Raw genomic sequence first — 18,778 nt, forward strand, 5'->3', positions numbered from 1 at the left:
TATCTGGATCGATTCACTCGTACCAGCGCGGGGTATAAATCCATTCGCCGCCTTCGGCGTTTTTGGCGAAGCCCCGCGTGGTCGATGAGCCCACGATCACCATCGTCCGCATATCCACGTCGGACGAGCGCAGTTCGCCGAGCGCGATCGTGCGCAGCGTGCCGCCCGGCCTGCCGATATCGCGGCCAAGCACCACCTTGGTGGTCGCGGCGCGATATTCCCTCACGATGTCCAGCGCCTTATCCAGTTGCCACGGACGCGCGCGCGAGATCGGGTTATAGAACGCCATCACCAGATCGGCTTCGGCCGCGTGCCTTAGACGCTTTTCGATGATCGTCCACGGCTTCAGATTGTCGGACAGCGACAGCATGCAGAAGTCGTGACCCAGCGGCGCGCCGGCTTGCGCGGCGGTGGCCATCGCCGCCGACACGCCCGGCACGATCGACAGGTCGACCGCGTGCCACTGCGCGTTCCGCTCGGCGTCGAGCGCTTCGAGCACCGCGGCGGCCATCGCGAACACGCCCGGATCGCCGGACGACACCATCACCACCGAGCGTCCCATGCTCGCCAGTTCGAACGCGTGACGCGCGCGTTGCATTTCCTCGCGATTGTCGGTGCCATGCACGCGCTGATCCGCGCGCAACGGGCCGGCCATTTTCACGTAGGTGTCGTAGCCGAGAATATCGGTCGCTTCGTTCAGCGCCGCGCGCGCGGCGGGCGCCATCAGATCGGCGCTGCCGGGGCCGAGGCCGATCACCGTCAGACGGCCGCGTGCGCGGCCGATCGTGTCGGGATCGATCGCCAACGGCGCCACTGCGAGCGCGACGCCGCTAGTCGCGTCGTCATGCAGCGTTTCGTAGGGAATGCGCAGCGCGGCATGCAGCAGGTTGCTGGGCCGCTCGCCGTCTTCGGGATGCGTTTGAGTGAAACGCAGCGGCACGTTCAGACTGGCGGCGGCCTGAGCGAGCGCCTGGTCCGCCATGTGTTCAGACGAAGCCAGCAACGCCGCGAGAGAAAGCACCGCAAGACCCTGCGCATCCAGCGCCTCACGCACGCGCGCTTCGATCTCCGCACCCGCACCCGACACCGCCACCACCACACTGCGCGGATGAATCACCAGTTCGTCATCACGTCCGCTCCACGCTCGCGGCGTCACGCGAATCGCGAGACGCGCCGATGCCGAGCGCGGCAACTGCGCATCGTCGAGCCACGGCGCTTCGCCTTCGATCCGCGTGCTCTCGCCGGCCAGCAGATCGGACACAAAGCGTTTGCCTTGGCCGAGATCGGCGAGCGCATAGCCTTCGGGCGGATTGAGCACGCAGGTGCCGAAGCGCAATTCGCCGCTCGTCGTGATCGCCGGCGACACGGCCAACGCGGCGGCAATCACGCGCGCCATCACGTTGACGCCGGCGAGACCGCCGAGCAAGGGCACGACCGCGCTGCCGTCCTCCGCGACGGCCAGCACCGGCGGCTCCGCGCCCTTGTTCGCGAGCAACGGCGCGACGCAACGAATCACGATGCCCGCCGCGCACAACGCGACGATCGGCGTGCCGCGCGCATACAACTCGCGCAGATGCGCGCCGAGTTCGCTGTACGAGACATCGGCCGCGACGCGTCCCTGCAACCCATGCACCTGGCTATTCGCGTACAAAGCTTGAATGCGCCGCGCGGTCGTCAACGCGCCCGCGCCGAGAATCACGATCGCGGGTGGCGTCATCCTTGCCATTTTTCCCCCGGCACGACGAGCAGCGAGAAATACGGCGACGCCATCGGATCGACTTCCGCGAGCGGCACGATGCGCTGATTGCCCATCGTCGCACGCTCGACGTAAAGCGCGCGCCGCGCGAGACCGAGTTCGCCCAGCACGCGCCGCACCTTGTCGAAATTGCGGCCGAGTTTCATCACGACGGCGGCGTCGGCATCGGCGAGACGGCGGCGCAATTCGTCCTCGGGCAGCACGCCCGAGAGCACGGAGAGGCTCTGGTTGCGATAGACGAGCGGCGCGCCGAGCACGGCGGCGCCGCCGAGCATCGAGCACACGCCGGGCACGACTTCGCTCTCGTAGCGCGCCGCGAGCCGGTCGTGCAAATACATATAGGAGCCGTAGAAAAACGGATCGCCCTCGCAAATCACGGCCACGTCGCGGCCCGCATCGAGATGACCGGCGACGATCTCCGCCGCCGTGTCGTAGAAGTCGGCGATGATCGCTTCATACGAGAGCGGCGGTTCGAGCGCTTCGGTGGTGACCGGATACACGAGCGGCAGATGCTGCTGCGCGTCGTGCAAATGCGCTTCGATGATGCTGAACGCGTTGCCTTTCTTACCCTTCGCGACGAAATACGCGACCACGGGCGCCGCTTTCAGCAGACGCAGCGCCTTCAGCGTGATGAGTTCAGGGTCGCCGGGGCCGACGCCGAGTCCGAACAAACGTCCTTGCACGGTCATTTATTCGACCTCCGTCGCGAGCGCGTTCACGGCGGCGGCGGCCATCGCGCTGCCGCCGCGTCTGCCGTGCACCACCACGTAGGGCACGCCGCGGCTGTCGTCCGCGAGCAGCGCCTTCGATTCGGCCGCGCCGACGAAGCCCACCGGAAAACCGAGAATCAGCGCGGGCTTCGGCGCGCCGGCATCGAGCATGTCGAGCAAATGAAAGAGCGCGGTCGGCGCATTGCCGATCACGACGACGCTGCCCGCGAGTCGCGGACGCCACAATTCGAGCGCGGCGGCCGAGCGCGTGTTGCCGAGTTCGCGAGCGAGCGCCGGTACGTCGTCGTGGGTGAGCGTGCAGATCACTTCGTTGTTCGCGGGCAGCCGCGCGCGCGTGATGCCTTGCGCGACCATGCCGGCATCGCAGAGAATCGGCGCGCCTTGCGCGAGCGCCGTGCGGCCCGCGGTGCCCGCGCCTGCGGAAAATTGCAGGGCGTCGACGATATCCACCATGCCGCACGCGTGAATCACGCGCACCGCGAGTTTTTCCAGGTCCGCGGGGATGCGCGATAAATCGGCTTCCGCGCGGATCGTCGCGAAGGATTGGCGATAGATCTCCTGACCGTCGCGAATGTAATCAAGCATCTATGGGCTCCGGGCCAGGTGGTCGAGCAGGTCGGCGGCCTGGTCGATCGTCAGTTGGCGCGCGACGCACTGGCCGAAATCCGAGTGGCCGTCGTCGCGTCGATAAAGGTCGTAAGTGCCGGGCGACACAGCCAGCAGTGTGTACGGCGCACGATGCGCGGCGGCGCACGAGCGCGGGCAGCCGCTCAGATGGACCTCGACGTTCTCGGGCAAGCGCGCGGCGAGCCGCAGTGCGTCGGCCTTGGTGTCGGCGAGGCTTTTCGCGCAGCCTGGCGAGCCCGCGCAGGCGATCAGACGCGTGATGGCTTGCGTGGCATCGCAGGCGAGGCCCAGCGTGTTCAGTGCGGTCAGCACGGCTGGCACGGCGTGCGCCGCGATGTCGGTCAGCAGCACGCTTTGCCACGGCGTGACGTGCAGCGTGCCGTTGCCTTGCTGTCGTGCGAGCGCGGCGAGGGCATGCAGGGTGGCGGCGTCGAGGCGGCCTAGCGGCGGCTGGCCGCCTACGTGCCAGGTCTCCGTCGTGCGTTGGGCGTGCGCGCCGAGACGACGCGCGGCATCGGCCGGTGTCGCGCGATGCCAGGACGCGAGCGACGCGTCGCGTGACAGCGGGAAATCGACATACGTTTGCGCGCGCTGCAATACGGCGTCGACGGAACGCGCGGCGAGCAGGTGACGCATGCGCGTGGCGTCGGCGGCGGCGAGGTCGAGAAACGAGTGCAGCAGCGCGCGGACAAGCGCAGGGACTTGCGATGACGACACGGCGGCTAATGCGCCTGCGTCGTCCACGCGACGAGCTTGTGTCGAGTCATCGCAACCGGCAGCCGGGTTTTGCGGTAACGCCACCGCTGGCGGGCAACCCGCAAGACCGAACACGAACCGCACACCGTCACGAACTTGCGACGCCGCGAGCCACATGTCATGCGGATGATCGAGCCTCGCCAGGCGCTCGCCGCCATCCACCAGCAGCGCGAATTTCGGCGACAACGCCGCGAAGCGCGCTTCGCCTTGCAGCAGCGCCAGCAGTTCGGCGCACAGCGGCCTCGTGTCGAACAAGGCGAAGGGATCGCGCCCGGCGGCGGGGCTGATCATCACGTTGCGCACGTCGTCGGCGGCCGCCGCGCGGAGCGAGTTGGAAGCCGGCGCGGCGCGCTTCGCCATCGCATCCGAACCAGCCGCCGCGTCGGGCGCCGCTCCATCGGGCCCAAGCCCCGCCGCCACCAACGCCGCGCTCAACGCCGCTGCCTCGCCGCCACGCACGCCGCGCACCTGCAGGTTCGCGCGATTGGTCAACTCGATCACGCCGGCCGCATGCCGCGCGCTCGCCTCGGCAATCGCCTCGGCCTGCGCGGCGCTCAACTCGCCGCCAGGCAGCTTGATCCGGCAGATGCCGCCGTCGCGCGCGGCGACGATGCGCAGCAGCCCCGGACACGCCGAGGGCCGTGGCGCTGGGGCCGCGTCGGGCAAAACGGTGGAGGGCGAAACTTGATTCAAGACGGACACCGGGTTTAGCGTCGCGCGAAAGCCCGAGCAAGCCGTGAGGCGGGCATTGCTGCGGCATCGGTACACCCCGCCCGATGCAGGCTGGCACGAACAGTCTCGCCGGCAGGTCTCCTGGCTGGCAGGTCATGGTCCGCCGCTGCCTTCCCGGTGAAACCAGTGGCGCGGAGCGCAAACGGACTCGCTGCATACAGTTGCGGGGGCAGCCACAGTGGCACTGTGTTCCCTCTTCGGCCCCGAAGGGCACCGGCGGCTGTATTATGCCTTTTTTCGGACAGCACAACGAGGCTGGACGCTTTGACCGGCGTGGCACAGCGCATGATTTGAAGACACAGAATGAGGATGGATGCATGCCTGCGTGGCTGACGGTGGTGGGCATGGGCGATGACGGCTTCGCCGGTTTGGGACGGCCCGCGCGGCGTGCGTTGCTGGAGGCGTCGGTGATTTACGGCGGCGAGCGTCATCTGGCGATGCTGCCCGCGCGCCTCGCCGCGCGCCGCGCGGCATGGCCGCGGCCGTTCGATCTCGCGCCGTTGCTGGCCGAGCGCGGCGCTTCCGTATGCGTGCTGGCGAGCGGCGATCCGATGCTGTTCGGCGTCGGCGCGACGCTCGCGCGGCAGTTGCCGGCCGGCGAGTTGCGGGTGCTGCCCGCGCCGTCGTCGCTGTCGCTGGCGGCGGCGCGGCTCGGCTGGCCGTTGCAGGAGGTCGCGACCGTGTCGCTGGTGGGGCGGCCGCTGCCCGCGCTGAACGCGCATTTGCACGACGGCGCGCGCGTCTTCGTGTTGAGCGCCGATGGGCGCACGCCCGCGGCGTTGGCCGAACTGCTGAATGCGCGCGGCTTCGGCGCGACCCGCATGATCGTGCTGGAACATCTGGGCGGCGAGCTGGAACGTCGCATCGACGGCCGCGCCGATCAGTGGTCCGCTCCCGATGTCGCCGCGTTGAATCTGATCGCGCTCGAATGCCGCGCGACCGAAGGCGCGCCGCGTCTGCCGCTGACCTGCGGCTTACCCGACGACGCTTTCCGCCACGACGGCCAGTTGACCAAGCGCGACGTGCGCGCGATCACATTGGCGCGCCTCGCGCCGACGCCCGGCGAATTGCTGTGGGACGTGGGCGCGGGCAGCGGCTCGATCGGCATCGAATGGATGCGCGCGCATCCGACCTGCCGCGCGATCGCGATTGAAGGGCACGCGGAGCGGCAGCGTTTCATCGAGCACAATCGCGACGCGCTGGGCGTGCCGGGTCTGCAACTCGTGGCCGGGCGCGCACCCGAAGCGCTGCAAGGGCTGCCGGCGCCGGACGCCGTGTTCATCGGCGGCGGCGCGACGGCGGCGGGCGTGCTGGAGACGTGCTGGGCGCGTCTGCGCGACGGCGGCCGGCTGGTCGCCAACGCGGTCACCTTGCAAGGCGAGGCGGCGCTCGCGGCCTGGCGCGAGCAACATGGCGGCACGCTCACACGCATCGCGCTGGCCGACGCGCAACCGCTCGGCGGCTTCGATACGTGGCGCCAGGCGTTGCCGATCACGTTGCTGGACGTGACGAAGGCCGCGCGTGAAACCGATACGGCCGCCATCGCGACGTCATCCGAATCACGGCGACAACCGTAATGCGCGAAGAAACGCCCGAACAACCCGCGCCGCTGCGTAGCGGCTATACGACCGGCAGTTGCGCCACCGCGACGTCGCTCGCGGCGGCGCGTCTGCTGCTCGCGGGCGTCGTCAGCGAGGTTGCGGAAATCGTCTTGCCGAAAGGCCAGCATGTGCCGATGCCGCTGGTGTACTGCCGCTTCATCGCTGACGGCGCGGGCGGCGCGGAAGCGGGCACCGTGAAAGATGCCGGCGACGATCCCGACGTGACGCACGGCGCGATTGTGTTCGCCCGCGTGCGGCTGCTGACCGAACCGGGTGTGATTTTTCGCGCGGGGCCCGGCGTCGGCACGGTGACGCGCGCGGGACTGACGCTGCCGGTCGGCGAGCCCGCGATCAACCCGGTGCCGCGCAAGATGATGACCGACCATCTCACCGACCTCGCCGCCGAGCACGGCTACGCAGGCGGTTTCGAGGTGACGATCGGCGTCGAAGACGGCGAGGCGCTCGCGCTCAAGACGATGAACCCGCGCCTGGGCATACTCGGCGGCCTGTCGATTCTCGGCACTACCGGCATCGTGCGGCCGTTCTCGTGCTCGGCCTATATCGCGTCGATCCATCAGGGCATCGACGTCGCGCGCGCGAACGGCTACACGCATCTCGCCGCCTGCACCGGCAACGCGAGCGAGGACGCGATGCGCGCGCATTACGGCCTGCCGGATATCGCGCTGATCGAGATGGGCGACTTCGTCGGCGCGGTGCTCAAGCATATGAAGCGCGCGCCGGTCGAGCGGTTGAGCGTATGCGGCGGCTTCGGCAAGCTCAGCAAACTCGCGGCGGGGCATCTCGATCTGCATAGCCGCAATTCGAGCATCGATCTGGAACGGCTCGCCGTTTGGGCCGCCGAAGACGGCGCCGACGACGCGTTGCAGGCGGCGATTCGCGCGGCCAATACGAGCCAGCAGGCGGTCGCATTGGCGCGGGCGCAAAACGTGCCGCTCGGCGACATCGTCTGCCGGCATGCGCTTGAAGTGGCGCGCGCTATCGTGCCGCCGCAGGTCAACGTCGAAATGTTCGCGATCGACCGCCAGGGCAATCTGATCGGAGCCGCGCAATGACGCGTGTCCTGCTGCTCGGCGGCACCGGCGACGCGTTGCGGATTGCGCGGCAACTCGGCCGTGAGCACGTGTACAGTCTCGCGGGTCTCGGCAAGGTGCCCGACGATCTCGCGTGTACGGTGCGCGTGGGCGGCTTCGGCGGCAGCGAAGGGATGGCGCGCTATATCGAGGCGCAACGCATCGCGCTCGTGATCGACGCGACGCATCCCTACGCCGCGCAAATCAGCGCGAACGCCGTCACGGCGAGCCGCGCGGCGCGCGTGCCGTGCTGGGCGCTGCGCCGCGAGGGCTGGCAGCCGCAAGCCGGCGACGATTGGCGCAGGGTCGGCGATTGGGCCGAGCTTACGGCGGCGCTTGCTGCGTTCGAGCGTCCGCTATTTACATTGGGACGCGAACCGCTCGCGCATCTCGACGACATTCCGGCGCATCAGTTCTGGACCGTGCGCTGTCTCGATCCGCACGAAGGCAATGCGCGGGCGCGAATTCTGGCGGCGCGCGGACCCTTCACGCTCGAAGGCGAGCGCGCGTTGTTCGCCGCCGAAGCGTTCGACGTGGTGGTCAGCAAGAACAGCGGCGGCGGCGCGACCGAAGCGAAGCTCGAAGCGGCGCGCGAACGCGGTGTGCCCGTTGTCATGCTGCGCCGCCCGCCGTTGCCCGCCGTGGATCGTGAATTCGAACGCGTGGCCGATCTGCTCGAAGCGTTGCGAATCGCAGTTTGAACCGCGCATGCATCGCATGCCGCAATGAATCATGGAGTGTTGAATGACGGTGTTTTTTATCGGCGCGGGCCCCGGCGATCCCGAACTGATCACGGTGAAAGGACAGCGCCTCGTGCGCACGTGCCCGGTGATTCTGTATGCGGGCTCGCTCGTGCCGGCCGCGGTGCTTGAGGGCCATGCCGCGCGGCAAGTGGTCAACACCGCCGAGCTCGACCTCGATCAGATCGTCGCCTTGCTCAAGGACGCACACGGCCAGGGCCACGACGTGGCGCGCGTGCATTCCGGCGACCCGTCCCTGTACGGCGCGATCGGCGAGCAGATCCGCAGATTGCGCGAGTTGAACATTCCCTACGAGATCGTGCCGGGCGTGACCGCCACGGCCGCGTGCGCAGCGGCGCTCGGTTGCGAACTCACGCTGCCCGATATTTCGCAGACGCTGATCCTCACGCGCTATGCGAGCAAAACCACCATGCCGGAAGGCGAGCAACTCGCCGACCTCGCGAAACACCGCGCGACGATGGCGATTCACCTGGGCGTGCGGCATCTCGCGCGCATCGTCGATGAATTGCGTCCGCACTACGGCGGCGCTTGTCCGATCGCGGTGATCTACCGCGCGAGCTGGCCCGATGAGGAAAAAATCACCGGCACGCTCGACGATATTCTCGGCAAGGTGCAGTCGGCGAATATCGAGCGGACCGCGCTGATTCTGGTGGGCCAGGTGCTCGCCGCCGAAGGCTTCGCGGAGTCGACGCTGTACGCGAAAAACTGACCGGCCACCGGATGCGCGGCGGCGTCAGTCCTCGATCGGCGCCAAGGCTTCGTTCGGCATCTTGCGGTCCGCGCCGAGGTGAATCGCCGGCACCAGCGTCAGCAGCAGGACCATGAAGATCGAGATCGCGAAGATCGAGACGAAGGTGAGGTGCAGCGACTCGTGCAGCACCATGCGGGTCATGTCGCTGTTGACGAGGCTCGCCGCCTGATTTTGCAGCAGCGCCTTCAGTTGATCCGAGGTGACCGCGACCGCATCCTTCGCGTGACTGAGGCCGAAGTTGAGCACCGCGCCGAACAGCGTCGCGCCCAGCGTGCTGCCGAGATTGCGCGAGAACAGATTCGACGCCGTCGCGCTGCCGCGTTCGTCCATGCGGACGATTTCCTGGATCAGCACCAGCGAACCGACGCTCGAGGTGCCCATGCCGAAGCCCATCACCAGCGAGCCGAATGCCGCGACGAGCGGCGAGCCGCCAGGCGACAGAAACAGCAGCAAGACCGCGCCGAGCGGCACGAACGCGCTGCCGCCGACCAGAATGCGGCGCAGGCCGATGCGGTGAAACGACTTGGCCGCGAGCGTCGCGCCGACGGGCCAGCCCACCATCATCATGGTGAGCGAGAGGCCCGCGATCACCGGCGAGCGATGCAGCACGCCTTGCACGTACATCGGCAGGAAGGTGGTCGCGCCCATCAGGATCATGCCGGAGAGCAGCGTCGCGCCGTTGCATGCGGCAATCGGGCGGCGGCTCCAGAGCGCGAAGGAAATCATCGGCTCCGCCGCGCGCCGCTCCTGCCAGACGAACAGCAACACGCACAGTACGAAGACGCCGCCCGCCAGCGAGGCCCGGGCAAGCTCGTCGTCGCCGGCGAAGGTCAGCGCCATCATGAGCGCGGCGATCGCCGCCATGAAGAGCGCCGCGCCGCCGAAGTCGATCGACGGCCGCGCATGCCGCTCCGATTCGCGCAGGAACGCGATGAAACCCGCCGCGGACGCAAGCCCGATCGGCACGTTCATCCAGAAGATCCAGGCCCACGAGATGTTGTGAATGATGAAGCCGCCCACCATCGGACCCACCACCGCCGAAATCGCCCACACGCTGGCGAGATAGCCTTGCACCTTGCCGCGTTCGCGCGCCGGATACAGGTCGCCGACGATGGTCAGCGTGACCGGCTGGATCGCGCCCGCGCCAACGCCTTGAATCAGGCGGAACGCGATCATCGCGGGCATCGACCACGCGAAGCCGGCCAGCACCGAGCCGAGCAGAAAGATCGCGATGCCCATCAGCACGATGGGCTTGCGTCCGTACAGATCGGCGAGCTTGCCGAACACCACGGTCATCGCGGTCTGCGTGAGCAGGAACGACGAGAACACCCAGCTATACAGATGCAGGTCGCCGAGTTGCGCGACGATCTGCGGCATGGCGGTGGAAACGATGGTGGCTTCGATGGCGACCATCGCCATCGAAGCCATGACGGCGGCGATGACGAGGCGGCGCGATGATTGCAGGCTGCGGGACATGGGGCGAGGGTTAGTATTAGGATGTTGGGCGTCGGGCGGCATGACAATCGGCATGCGCGCCGCGACACGACAGCAGGCCGTTCGAGGGCGGCCGACGTGAAGTATGCGCCTTGCGAGGAATTCGCGCTGAGCCTGGGACCGCCGGCTTGCAACTAAGAAACCACGCCAGAAGCGACATCGGAAACAACGCCGGTTTGGCACAGCGCTTGCATTCGCAAGGCTTTCTTTCGACAAATGGAGGTTCATGATGAGGATCGAATTCACCGGACGCCGCGAAGTGGTGGCAGCGGCGCGCGTCGCCTTCGAAGCCAATGTGGATGGAGCCGACGTCTGGTGCAGCGTGTCACTGGATGCGCTGAACGACCACTTCGGCAACGGCGGCACCTCGGCTCACGATCTCGTCGGCACCTTCGAGGCGAATCGCGCGCGAATAGAAAACGCCACGCGCAAGGTGCTCCAGAAGAACGGCGGACAGTCGGTGGAACTCGAGACGGGGGACTTCAACTGACACCTGGCGGCGACAGGCGTCGCGCGAGGCGAGCCACGTTAATAAGAGGACGGCGCTGGCGGCACGTCGAACAATCCATCGTGGGCCGCCAGTTCCACCGCGCAATCGCCTTGCAGTTCCGGCGGACTCTGGCGCTCGCTGAACGCCGCGCGCACCCATGCGCTCAGACGCTCCTGAAACACTCGGCGCTGTGCCGTATCCAACGCGGCATAGCGGCTGATCTGCGGCTTGGTGAACGCGATCGTCACGATGCAACGCGCATCGAGCGAGGTATCGCGATGCGATTCCATCACCCATGAAAGCTGAATGAAAAGACGCGCGCCTTCGTCGTAGCTGCTGACGCGCGGCGCTTTCGGCGATTCGAAAATGCCCGCCAGCGCTAGTTCGATTTCCTCGATGCGTTGCTCCAGTTCGGTTTGAATCATTGCTTCCTCCTCGCGGCTCGCCGTCGGTGCACGTCGCGCGGACTGCCGCGTGGTTCAACCCGGACCCGCGCATGTCTCGTTGAATGAGCAACGCGCATTCCTCCTGAAGATGAGCAGATGAGCGCCCCGGTCACGGTCGGGTCACAGGCGGGTACGGGCGTTGCTGCGTCGCATGGGCTGTTTTTTCATCGACATCGCGGACAAGGGTAAGCGATCCACGAACGACGCCCCTCAGCGTAAGGTGGCAGAACGCGTGAGGTGTGGTAGCGGTGCGGGTCAGCGGAGATTGGCCGGCATTTTCCACGGAAGCAGCGCGTCGTAGTCGTCGACGGTCTTCGCCAGCGGGAGACGCTGGAACAGCCAGGTGAGATAGCGATACGGATCGATACCGCCGGCCTTGCAGGTTTCGACGAGAGAGTACAGGTTGGCGCTCGCGTTCGCGCCGTCGACGGTGTCCGAGAACAGCCACCCGCGACGCTTAGGAAAGCCTTTCCATAAGCGCCGGGGCTGGCTGTTCGCCGATACGGTTGCTGGTGCGCAGTCGAGTGCGAATCTCTACTCGCTGGTCGAGACGGCCAAGGCCAACGTCATCGATCCCTATCGTTACCTGATCACGTTGTTCCAGAAGTTGCCTCTGGCGAATACTGCCGACGACTACGCGGCGCTCCTGTCCTGGAACACTCTGGAACGGACTCTACACTGTCACCGGACCAAACGCGGAGAGCAGGTCACCGCGAATTGAATCTCAACGACGAAATGCGCGAGTCAAATAACGCTTCCGGAAAAACACGCCTCGCTCAGTCTCATCAAAGCCGAGTGCACGGTGTAAAGCTTGCGCATCCACGTTGTCGATAGACGTATCAGAAGCAAATTCTGCGCATCCATGCGAAGCGCCCCACTGTTCGATCGATGTACGCAACAAACTCGCGATACCTTGGTGACGCATACCGTGGACTACGTAAATGCCTTCGAGAAAAAGCACCGGCGAGGTGTCACAGCCGTTGACGTAGTCGCGTCGTATCGCAGCCTCAGCAAAGCCGAGCGCCTCACCTTGGGATGAGACGGCGATAACCATCGCGTAACGATCAGGCTCGGCAAGCAACTGCTTAGTTTCTCGTACATGGTCATCTACACTTGCATGTGGCCAGAGCATATGAGCTGACTCGCGTCAAGCGCAGCCAGGCGACCATGTCTTACGCGCTCGCGCTTGGCCGTGCCGAGCTGTTTCCAGAAATGCCCGTCACTGTCGTGGGCTTCAAACCGGATATCGATGAAACGCCGTGGCTCGTGAAACAGGTCACGCACACGATTACCGGCGACGCTGGCTTCACGTCACAACTCGAATTGGAAGTGCGCGACGATCCGACGACAGATCGGCATCGGTCACACTTCCGGAAGAGAAGCCGATAGAAAAAGCCCGCACATGCGGTAATGCCGTTCAGTTAAGGCACTTTGAGGTGCCGAACGGAGTAACGCTGATACAACTGTTTGACTGCTTTTGCAGACGGACATCCTGTTACGGCCCGCATGCATGAATCCGATGATAAAACACTGCCTGTGGCGATTTTCAGGCCCGCCGATTACGACGAATGGTTGCACGTAAGGATCGTCAATGCCGCGTGCAGTGCCACAACTCGATCCCACCGACGAGATGTCCACGGCGCCCGCGCCAAAGATAATGAGAATATCGAGTGACTCGACGAGAGTTCTTTCGCGACATTTGGCGTGAACATCCGCACAAACCCCTTGCGCCTGCATTTAAATTCTGAAAGTAATATTCACCTGAAAACCTTACACCTTGCGATTGAGAATGTGAAAACACAAATACTCCAAAATGCAGTAGTACCAACCTATATTATCATCGTTCTTCATTGATTCTATCTTGGCCCAGTCATTTTTATTAGAAAAACTCCAGCGCCAAACCCATTTCAGCTCGTTATCAGCCGGCCATTTTTTTATACCATGCTTCCTTGCATATAAAGTTATCTCTGAATACGTTTTAATGTCCCTGCGCATAATTGCCCCGGCAATATCCCTAGAATTAGGTAGGGCGATTTCTGATATATTGCTCCACGCATTTTCCACATCTTCTTCGCTTGCGCAAAAATATACTGCCGAAAAAGCAAAGCTCGTTGCATTGGGCGGCAATGCCCCACCCTTCACATTGAATTTCACTGTTCTCGGCGGATTATTATCGGGGCTAAGCGGCAAATTGAATCCAGTTTCCTCCCAGAACTCGCGCCTAGCACCGTCCTCGATGTTAGGTTCCTCTAACTTGCCTCCAGGCAATGCATATTCTCCAGGGCCGCTATTTATCGTCCACCCAAGCGCATTGACCTTCCCCCCGTCGGCTTGGGTATAGTATGACTTCATCTGCTTTTTAGCCATTAGAAACGTACCGCTCTTATCGTATAAGACGGCATAAACAGAAGCCATGATGCCTCCACAATTTGATTTTACGCACGATGTCGTTCGGCATTGATTCGGCTGCCGAACAATCGATGTTGCGAGATTTGACCGATCTATTTCCGCTCTGCCGATGGCGGGCTACGCCCGCCATCAGTGTCCCCAACAATTGAGGTTCACGAAATTTAAGCTCAGCCCTGCACTGTGAGTACCTTCCATGTGCCGCTACCGCCGTCACGATTGGCGAGACGCGAACCCGTGACCAAATATTGGAAGGGCTTATTATTACCTGCGCCGTTGGTGTCCAGAACGCCTGCCAAAGTATTAAAATTAGCCACCAAAATTATGTTGTCCTCGTAATTTAAGCCGACATCTTTGCCGCTTTTTTTGGTGGTAATAATGATGGTCCAGTTGATAGTAACCAGAGCATCGTCCGTATCAGTGGTTGTTGCCACGGGGTAGCCGGAATCGCTCGGGGGATAGCTGTTGAATAATGCCAAATTACCACCATCACTAGCATTTACCAGGGTAATCGTATCGCCACTATAAACGGAGCTACCATCACCAGAGGATTCCACCAACCCTATTGTCCATTGCGTTTCATTTACATAATCGCTAAATGACTTGTACGTTCCAATGGGGTCCAGGGCGCTAGTTATACTCGTAGTCTGTTTGGTATTGATGCCGAGATAGCTGGGATTACCTTCGCCTCCGTAAAGATTGCTAATTCGGATATTGGTGCCATATTGCACATAATTTGACATTTTCATTCTCCGGTTTTCAATTTGACGACGAATGCGACCTAGCCATCATGATTTTGGCGAAAAATTCAAATCCGCTTGAATTCACAGCGCAAAATAAGAAAGCTTGCGCACAAAAAATATAGCAGCTCGCGCGCGGAAGATCGATTACACTCAATTACACGTAATAAGTGAGTTGCATGCGGCGATCCAAACTGCGATCCCCGAACGACGTCCCTCAGAGTAAATCGGTGGAGCGGCTGAGGTGCGGTAAGGAAGTGGATCAGCGCAGGTCGGCCGGCATTTTCCAGGGTAGCAGCGCGTCGTAGTCGTCGACGGTGGTCGCCAGCGGGAGGCGTTGGAACAGCCAGGTGAGATAGCGATACGGGTCGATGCCGTTGGCCTTGCAGGTCTCGACGAGCGAGTACAGATTGGCACTCGCGTTCGCACCATCGACCGTATCGCTGAACAACCATCCACGACGCCCGACGCAGAACGGCCGGATCGCGTTTTCGCACGGGTTATTCGAGATGGGCCAGTCGCCATTTTCGACGTAGCGGATGAGTTTCGGCCACTGCGAGCGCAGATAGGTCAGACCCTTGCCGAGCAGGCTCTTCGGCGTGACACCAGGCGACTGCTCGACCATCAGCGTGTGGATTGCGGCGAGCACGCGCGCGCTGTAACGTCGTCGCAATCGCTGTCGTCGCGATGCCGACCATGTTTCTCTACGCGCTTCGGCCGCGAACAGCTTGCCGATCAGCTTGATGAAGCGCGTCGCGAGCAGATGAGGCGTGCGTGCCGCCTTCGGCACGCTGTCTTCCGCTTTGACGAAGTACCGTCTCACATGAACCCAACATCCCAGGTGCACGAGCTGATGACGCTCGGCAATGTCGTTGTAGGGTTCGTAGCCGTCGGTCATCATAACCGCGCCCGCACGGATGCCGGTGAACAGCTTGTCTCCTAACTTGGCACCACGCCCCGGTGTATAGGTGAAGCAGCGGATGAGCACACCCGAATCCGTCATTTGCGCCCACAGGTAACTTTTCGTTTGCGCACGGCGGCCTTCTTCTTTCAGCACCTGGAGCGTCGTCTCGTCGCAGTAGATCAGCTCAGTATCCAGCAGCACGTCGCGCACCAGGTTGATCACGGGCTGTGTTGCGAGGCCGACGCGGACCATGCTGGCGGCGATCGTGTTCGACGAGATATCGCCACCGAAGCGGCGCAGCAGACCCGCTTGCCGATACAGCGGCATGCCGAACTGATACTTGCCGGTGGCAATCCACGCGAGCGCCGATTCGCTCAACAGTCCGCGGGGGATGATACGTGGCGGCGCCGGCGTCACCTTGATGCCGAGCTCACAGCACGGGCACGCATATTTCGCGCTGGTGCTGGATCACCCGAAGCTGCTCAGGGATTACCGTGAGCTGTTCGCTGATCTCTACGCCGAACTCGACGAGCGCGTGACCGTCGTTCGCACAGAAGCGTTCGACTTCGGGTAGTTCGTGCCGTACGATGTCACGCGGCAGGCTGGGATCGAGCGGCTTGCGATGACCGCGCTTCTTGCGTGTATGGGCGGCGACCGTCGTATCGGGGGCATCTTCCTGCGCGGGCGTCGCGTTTGCGCCCAGCGCTTCGGCCTCGTTGAACAGGCCGAGCTGATCGGAGTCCCGTGCTTCACTCTTCGCGCCGAACAGCTCGCGACGGTAAGAGCGCAGTCGTTCTTCGGCCAAGTCGCGCTCCGCCGTCACGAGACGCACCATGCTACGCAGTTCGTCTCGCTCTTGCTGAAGTGCTGCGTGCTGCTCACGAATCGCGAGCAGCGCGGCGAGTTCATCGGCGGTGACGGTGACTTGAATCGGCATGCTGATTGGACAGGCATGCCGATCGATGTTCAGCTCACGCGTAAATATTTCCGCGTCGGATGCCGCTGGACCGTGGTAATGTCGTCACCGTCGAGCAACGCGTGCAGCAGCTCCGTCGTCATCGTCACGACTTCGGTTTTCTTGTCCGGCCAGGTGAAGTGATCAACCTCGAGGCGCTTCATCAGCAACCAGAATCCGTTCCCATCCCAGCCGAGGATCTTGATCCGATCGCGACGTCGATTGCCGAACACGTAGAGCGACGCGTCCATCGGGTTCAAGCGCATCGACTGTTCGACGAGAATCGACAGGCTGTTCATGCCGTATCGGAAGTCGACGGGATCGCGGTGCAGGTAGACCTTCAAGCCTTCGTCGAACCGGAACACGGCAGCCTCCCGAGCATTTGAATGACCGTGGCCAATTCGTCGATGCTTGCCTCGCCGAGATCGAACTCGACGCCATTCGATAGACGCACGTGCAGCGAAAGCGCCATCGAAGAAGGCAACGGTGATGGCTCGGACGGTTGTGCGCACGGCGATGCGATAGCCGCTACGATCGGCACGAACGTCGATGGGGGATTGGGGAGGTCGATCGTGACGCCGTCAGAAATCGCGGGCGTTCGGGCGACTCGCTCGTGTTCGAGCTGCGCCTGAATCTTCTGGTAGCGGGCGATCCAGCTGCGCAGGAGGTTCGGATTGAGACCATGCTCCATGGCGGTCCGCGCTATGGAAACGCCGGGCTGCAAGCAGATCTGTACCAGTTCGTCTCGCGCAGCATCGTCATATTCTCGGCGCCCATCTCGCTTTCGGCCGATGACCAGTCGGCTACGCAGGTCTCGTTTCTCACTCATACACTCTGATACCAGCTGTTCACGTGGACACGTAGCATCAGAGTGAAGCGATTTCTAGACAAGGACGTCGTTAGCGGACCGCATACGGACAAGGAGCTAGCGCATGAGCAGCGATCAATCGAAAGGTATCGCCGAACAATTGAAGGGCCTCGTCAACAAGGGGTTGGGCGCCGTGACCGGCAACGAGGACCGCAAGGTCGAGGGCGACGTGCAGATCATGAACGGCGCAAACCGGAAAGACCTGGGTGACCAAAAGGAGAACATTCGCAAAGGCAAGACCGACCCGGGCAACCCCACCAACGAATGACGCCGCTCATCGACTGACGATCATCGTCTTTTCATCTTCGACCCGACTGCGCGCCTGTTTCGCAAGCGAAGCAGGCATGGCCAATGCTGCGCTTCGTGCAGAAGTCCGGGCGTGGCGCGAAGCCGCGTAAAACAAGTTGGAGGGGAGGGCAGTCGTCATGAATTCGATCCTGAGAAGCACGTTGATTGCGGCGTCGATCGCCGCGCTGACCGTGGGTGCGAGCGGTTGCAAGCGCGTGGACAACACCAGCAGGGACACGATGAGTTCGGGCAGCAGCGGCGTGATGAGCAACTCGGCCGCGCCGAGCGGCACCGGTAACAGCGACGCGGCAAAGCGTGTGACCCCGCCGGTCGGCATCGCGCCGGCACGCCCGGCGAGCCAGTAAGTCCCGATCGGGTGGCGCTCCGCGCGGGAAAGGCGCGCAGGGTGGCGGCGGCTGCAACGTTGCCTTGGAACAGTCTCTTCCAACGCGGCCTATATATCCGTGCCACTGGCGCGGATACAGTGCCGATGCACGCACGGTTTCCGTGTGCGAGCGAGAGAGTTGGCCCCGGCTGGAACTGATTCCCCAGCCGGGGTTTTTTTCGTTTGGCGCCGCCGATTGGCCGCATGTGTCGTGACGGCGCTGTGCCACGCAAGCAAGCGGGTTGCCTACCGCGTGCCTGCGAGCCGGGAGTAAGACCCACCAGCAACCGAACCGCACCGCGCAGTGCGCTCAACCGTTGAAGCAGCGAAACGCAAGACTGATACGCGGTTCAGTCACGGCCGGCGTCTTGGGAATGCTGTGCTCGTGCGTGAATTGCGACGCATAGCTCATCACGATGCAACTGCCGGCCTCCAGTTCCACATGCACCGTGCGGCCGCCGCGCGCCTTCGGCCGGATCGACATGCGGCGGCTCGCGCCGAGCGAGACGATCGCAATCGGCTGCGCGGGCAGGAGCTTTTCCGTTTTGTCGCCGTGCGGCGCGACGCTGTCGTTGCCGTCGCGATAGAGGTTGAGACCGACGCGGTTGAACGGTGCGCCGACCAGTGCGCGAACGGCTTCGAACGCTTCGCTCAACGGCGCGGGCAAATCCGCGCAGTCGCGCGAGAAGGTGGCGATCAGACGCGGCACCGCGACTTCGCGCTCGTACATCACGCGCTGCTGGCTCAGCCAGCCGATATTGCGGAACGCCTCCTCGAACCACCGTTGTGCGACGGCGGCCGCGATCGACTCGGGCAGGTAACGAATCCCGCCTTCGCCGTCACGAACGAGAGAGACGGGCTCGGGTGCGAAGAGGTCTTGCTGGGACGCCATGATTTCAACGTTGCGGTAACGAGCGCCCGTTCGGACGGCGACGGGCGCCTCGTGCACGTCATTGTACTGTGATTTTATACAGTAGTTTTGGCGAACCCGGGCAG

General features: G+C 63.6%; 19 protein-coding genes, 4 pseudogenes and 1 riboswitch. Of the genes and pseudogenes, 8 read left to right on the forward strand and 15 right to left on the reverse strand.

Annotation, left to right across the window (positions count from 1 at the left end):
* Nucleotides 1–13: 13 nt before the first annotated feature.
* From cobJ to cobG, 4 genes are read right to left on the reverse strand one after another with little or no spacing between them, the layout of a single operon-like run.
* Nucleotides 14–1,717, reverse strand: coding sequence for a precorrin-3B C(17)-methyltransferase (cobJ, locus tag CUJ90_RS30120; RefSeq protein WP_083086372.1), 1,704 nt, complete (start codon nucleotides 1,715–1,717; stop codon nucleotides 14–16).
* Nucleotides 1,714–2,445 (reverse strand): precorrin-2 C(20)-methyltransferase, encoded by a 732-nt coding sequence (locus CUJ90_RS30125; RefSeq protein ID WP_073429928.1) that lies wholly within the window; start codon nucleotides 2,443–2,445, stop codon nucleotides 1,714–1,716. The genes cobJ and CUJ90_RS30125 overlap by 4 nt, the downstream gene beginning before the upstream one ends.
* A complete protein-coding gene (locus CUJ90_RS30130; RefSeq protein ID WP_073429927.1) occupies nucleotides 2,446–3,072 on the reverse strand; it encodes a precorrin-8X methylmutase in 627 nt (208 codons plus the stop codon). It lies immediately after the preceding gene.
* Complete coding sequence (gene cobG / locus CUJ90_RS30135; protein ID WP_114164508.1) at nucleotides 3,073–4,572, reverse strand: precorrin-3B synthase; 1,500 nt, start codon at nucleotides 4,570–4,572, stop codon at nucleotides 3,073–3,075.
* An 84-nt stretch (nucleotides 4,573–4,656) separates the two neighbouring features.
* A riboswitch (cobalamin riboswitch) is annotated at nucleotides 4,657–4,835 on the reverse strand.
* Nucleotides 4,836–4,919: 84 nt separating this feature from the next.
* On the opposite strand from cobG, the gene CUJ90_RS30140 reads away from it, so the two are divergent.
* Genes CUJ90_RS30140 through cobM form a run of 4 tightly spaced genes read left to right on the forward strand, consistent with a single transcriptional unit; the run spans nucleotide 4,920 to nucleotide 8,764 of the window.
* Entirely contained in the window at nucleotides 4,920–6,179 is a 1,260-nt protein-coding gene (locus CUJ90_RS30140) for a bifunctional cobalt-precorrin-7 (C(5))-methyltransferase/cobalt-precorrin-6B (C(15))-methyltransferase (protein ID WP_073429926.1), read from the forward strand.
* Nucleotides 6,179–7,276, forward strand: a complete 1,098-nt coding sequence (locus CUJ90_RS30145) for a cobalt-precorrin-5B (C(1))-methyltransferase (protein WP_073429925.1) — start codon at nucleotides 6,179–6,181, stop codon at nucleotides 7,274–7,276. The genes CUJ90_RS30140 and CUJ90_RS30145 overlap by 1 nt, the downstream gene beginning before the upstream one ends.
* Nucleotides 7,273–7,995 carry a cobalt-precorrin-6A reductase gene (locus CUJ90_RS30150; RefSeq protein WP_114164509.1) on the forward strand — a complete coding sequence of 241 codons (723 nt, stop codon included), beginning with the start codon at nucleotides 7,273–7,275 and terminating at the stop codon, nucleotides 7,993–7,995. The genes CUJ90_RS30145 and CUJ90_RS30150 overlap by 4 nt, the downstream gene beginning before the upstream one ends.
* 43 nt (nucleotides 7,996–8,038) lie before the next feature.
* Nucleotides 8,039–8,764 carry a precorrin-4 C(11)-methyltransferase gene (gene cobM, locus CUJ90_RS30155; protein ID WP_073429923.1) on the forward strand — a complete coding sequence of 242 codons (726 nt, stop codon included), beginning with the start codon at nucleotides 8,039–8,041 and terminating at the stop codon, nucleotides 8,762–8,764.
* 24 nt (nucleotides 8,765–8,788) lie between these two features.
* Here cobM and CUJ90_RS30160 read toward each other — a convergent pair whose 3' ends face one another.
* The gene (locus CUJ90_RS30160) at nucleotides 8,789–10,282 is read right to left on the reverse strand and encodes an MDR family MFS transporter (protein ID WP_114164510.1); all 1,494 of its coding nucleotides are present in this window, start codon (nucleotides 10,280–10,282) and stop codon (nucleotides 8,789–8,791) included.
* Between the two features lie 247 nt (nucleotides 10,283–10,529).
* Between CUJ90_RS30160 and CUJ90_RS30165 the strand changes: the two genes are divergently transcribed.
* The gene (locus CUJ90_RS30165) at nucleotides 10,530–10,790 is read left to right on the forward strand and encodes a DUF1488 family protein (RefSeq protein ID WP_073429921.1); all 261 of its coding nucleotides are present in this window, start codon (nucleotides 10,530–10,532) and stop codon (nucleotides 10,788–10,790) included.
* A 38-nt stretch (nucleotides 10,791–10,828) separates the two neighbouring features.
* On the opposite strand, the gene CUJ90_RS30170 is transcribed toward CUJ90_RS30165, so the two are convergent.
* Nucleotides 10,829–11,215 carry a DUF3022 domain-containing protein gene (locus CUJ90_RS30170; RefSeq protein WP_073429920.1) on the reverse strand — a complete coding sequence of 129 codons (387 nt, stop codon included), beginning with the start codon at nucleotides 11,213–11,215 and terminating at the stop codon, nucleotides 10,829–10,831.
* Between the two features lie 276 nt (nucleotides 11,216–11,491).
* Nucleotides 11,492–11,692: pseudogene (locus tag CUJ90_RS30175) on the reverse strand (transposase domain-containing protein); the annotation flags it as partial.
* Between the two features lie 22 nt (nucleotides 11,693–11,714).
* On the opposite strand from CUJ90_RS30175, the pseudogene CUJ90_RS30180 reads away from it, so the two are divergent.
* Nucleotides 11,715–11,957: pseudogene (locus CUJ90_RS30180) on the forward strand (transposase domain-containing protein); the annotation flags it as partial.
* Nucleotides 11,958–11,960: 3 nt separating this feature from the next.
* Here the strand turns inward: CUJ90_RS30180 and aac(6') are convergent.
* Nucleotides 11,961–12,368, reverse strand: a complete 408-nt coding sequence (aac(6'), locus tag CUJ90_RS30185; protein ID WP_073430010.1) for an aminoglycoside 6'-N-acetyltransferase — start codon at nucleotides 12,366–12,368, stop codon at nucleotides 11,961–11,963.
* Between the two features lie 2 nt (nucleotides 12,369–12,370).
* Here aac(6') and CUJ90_RS30190 point away from each other — a divergent pair.
* Nucleotides 12,371–12,625: pseudogene (locus CUJ90_RS30190) on the forward strand (phage late control D family protein); the annotation flags it as partial.
* Between the two features lie 381 nt (nucleotides 12,626–13,006).
* On the opposite strand, the gene CUJ90_RS30195 reads toward CUJ90_RS30190, so the two are convergent.
* From CUJ90_RS30195 to tnpA, 5 genes and pseudogenes are all read right to left on the reverse strand, one after another.
* Nucleotides 13,007–13,651, reverse strand: a complete 645-nt coding sequence (locus CUJ90_RS30195) for an NUDIX hydrolase (protein WP_114164511.1) — start codon at nucleotides 13,649–13,651, stop codon at nucleotides 13,007–13,009.
* 161 nt (nucleotides 13,652–13,812) lie between these two features.
* Nucleotides 13,813–14,385 (reverse strand): hypothetical protein, encoded by a 573-nt coding sequence (locus tag CUJ90_RS32535; protein ID WP_073430009.1) that lies wholly within the window; start codon nucleotides 14,383–14,385, stop codon nucleotides 13,813–13,815.
* A gap of 259 nt (nucleotides 14,386–14,644) precedes the next feature.
* Nucleotides 14,645–16,223, reverse strand: a pseudogene (tnpC, locus tag CUJ90_RS30200) (IS66 family transposase).
* A 29-nt stretch (nucleotides 16,224–16,252) separates the two neighbouring features.
* On the reverse strand, nucleotides 16,253–16,606 hold the full coding sequence (gene tnpB, locus CUJ90_RS30205) for an IS66 family insertion sequence element accessory protein TnpB (protein ID WP_114164512.1): 354 nt from the start codon (nucleotides 16,604–16,606) through the stop codon (nucleotides 16,253–16,255).
* The gene (gene tnpA, locus CUJ90_RS30210) at nucleotides 16,582–17,070 is read right to left on the reverse strand and encodes an IS66-like element accessory protein TnpA (protein ID WP_073428468.1); all 489 of its coding nucleotides are present in this window, start codon (nucleotides 17,068–17,070) and stop codon (nucleotides 16,582–16,584) included. Before tnpA ends, tnpB begins: the two co-directional genes overlap by 25 nt.
* A 103-nt stretch (nucleotides 17,071–17,173) precedes the next feature.
* Here tnpA and CUJ90_RS30215 point away from each other — a divergent pair, with 103 nt between their 5' ends.
* On the forward strand, nucleotides 17,174–17,377 hold the full coding sequence (locus CUJ90_RS30215) for a CsbD family protein (RefSeq protein WP_073428467.1): 204 nt from the start codon (nucleotides 17,174–17,176) through the stop codon (nucleotides 17,375–17,377).
* Between the two features lie 6 nt (nucleotides 17,378–17,383).
* Here CUJ90_RS30215 and CUJ90_RS32745 read toward each other — a convergent pair whose 3' ends face one another.
* Together CUJ90_RS32745 and CUJ90_RS30225 are read right to left on the reverse strand one after the other, a co-directional pair.
* Nucleotides 17,384–17,845 carry a hypothetical protein gene (locus CUJ90_RS32745; protein WP_161553738.1) on the reverse strand — a complete coding sequence of 154 codons (462 nt, stop codon included), beginning with the start codon at nucleotides 17,843–17,845 and terminating at the stop codon, nucleotides 17,384–17,386.
* A 247-nt stretch (nucleotides 17,846–18,092) separates the two neighbouring features.
* Nucleotides 18,093–18,674: an alpha-ketoglutarate-dependent dioxygenase AlkB family protein gene (locus CUJ90_RS30225; RefSeq protein ID WP_073428465.1), complete on the reverse strand. Its 582-nt coding sequence runs from the start codon at nucleotides 18,672–18,674 to the stop codon at nucleotides 18,093–18,095.
* Nucleotides 18,675–18,778 lie beyond the last annotated feature (104 nt).

Origin of the sequence: Paraburkholderia terricola (assembly GCF_003330825.1) — a bacterium.
Classification (GTDB): domain Bacteria; phylum Pseudomonadota; class Gammaproteobacteria; order Burkholderiales; family Burkholderiaceae; genus Paraburkholderia; species Paraburkholderia terricola.

What these genes read in the sequence shown, in the direction of transcription:
- cobJ (WP_083086372.1), bottom strand. Translation starts at nt 1,717, where the DNA reads ATGACGCCACCCGCGATCGTGATTCTCGGCGCGGGCGCGTTGACGACC.
- CUJ90_RS30125 (WP_073429928.1), bottom strand. Translation starts at nt 2,445, where the DNA reads ATGACCGTGCAAGGACGTTTGTTCGGACTCGGCGTCGGCCCCGGCGAC.
- CUJ90_RS30130 (WP_073429927.1), bottom strand. Translation starts at nt 3,072, where the DNA reads ATGCTTGATTACATTCGCGACGGTCAGGAGATCTATCGCCAATCCTTC.
- CUJ90_RS30140 (WP_073429926.1), top strand. Translation starts at nt 4,920, where the DNA reads ATGCCTGCGTGGCTGACGGTGGTGGGCATGGGCGATGACGGCTTCGCC.
- CUJ90_RS30145 (WP_073429925.1), top strand. Translation starts at nt 6,179, where the DNA reads ATGCGCGAAGAAACGCCCGAACAACCCGCGCCGCTGCGTAGCGGCTAT.
- CUJ90_RS30150 (WP_114164509.1), top strand. Translation starts at nt 7,273, where the DNA reads ATGACGCGTGTCCTGCTGCTCGGCGGCACCGGCGACGCGTTGCGGATT.
- cobM (WP_073429923.1), top strand. Translation starts at nt 8,039, where the DNA reads ATGACGGTGTTTTTTATCGGCGCGGGCCCCGGCGATCCCGAACTGATC.
- CUJ90_RS30160 (WP_114164510.1), bottom strand. Translation starts at nt 10,282, where the DNA reads ATGTCCCGCAGCCTGCAATCATCGCGCCGCCTCGTCATCGCCGCCGTC.
- CUJ90_RS30165 (WP_073429921.1), top strand. Translation starts at nt 10,530, where the DNA reads ATGAGGATCGAATTCACCGGACGCCGCGAAGTGGTGGCAGCGGCGCGC.
- CUJ90_RS30170 (WP_073429920.1), bottom strand. Translation starts at nt 11,215, where the DNA reads ATGATTCAAACCGAACTGGAGCAACGCATCGAGGAAATCGAACTAGCG.
- CUJ90_RS30195 (WP_114164511.1), bottom strand. Translation starts at nt 13,651, where the DNA reads ATGGCTTCTGTTTATGCCGTCTTATACGATAAGAGCGGTACGTTTCTA.
- CUJ90_RS32535 (WP_073430009.1), bottom strand. Translation starts at nt 14,385, where the DNA reads ATGTCAAATTATGTGCAATATGGCACCAATATCCGAATTAGCAATCTT.
- tnpA (WP_073428468.1), bottom strand. Translation starts at nt 17,070, where the DNA reads ATGAGTGAGAAACGAGACCTGCGTAGCCGACTGGTCATCGGCCGAAAG.
- CUJ90_RS30215 (WP_073428467.1), top strand. Translation starts at nt 17,174, where the DNA reads ATGAGCAGCGATCAATCGAAAGGTATCGCCGAACAATTGAAGGGCCTC.
- CUJ90_RS30225 (WP_073428465.1), bottom strand. Translation starts at nt 18,674, where the DNA reads ATGGCGTCCCAGCAAGACCTCTTCGCACCCGAGCCCGTCTCTCTCGTT.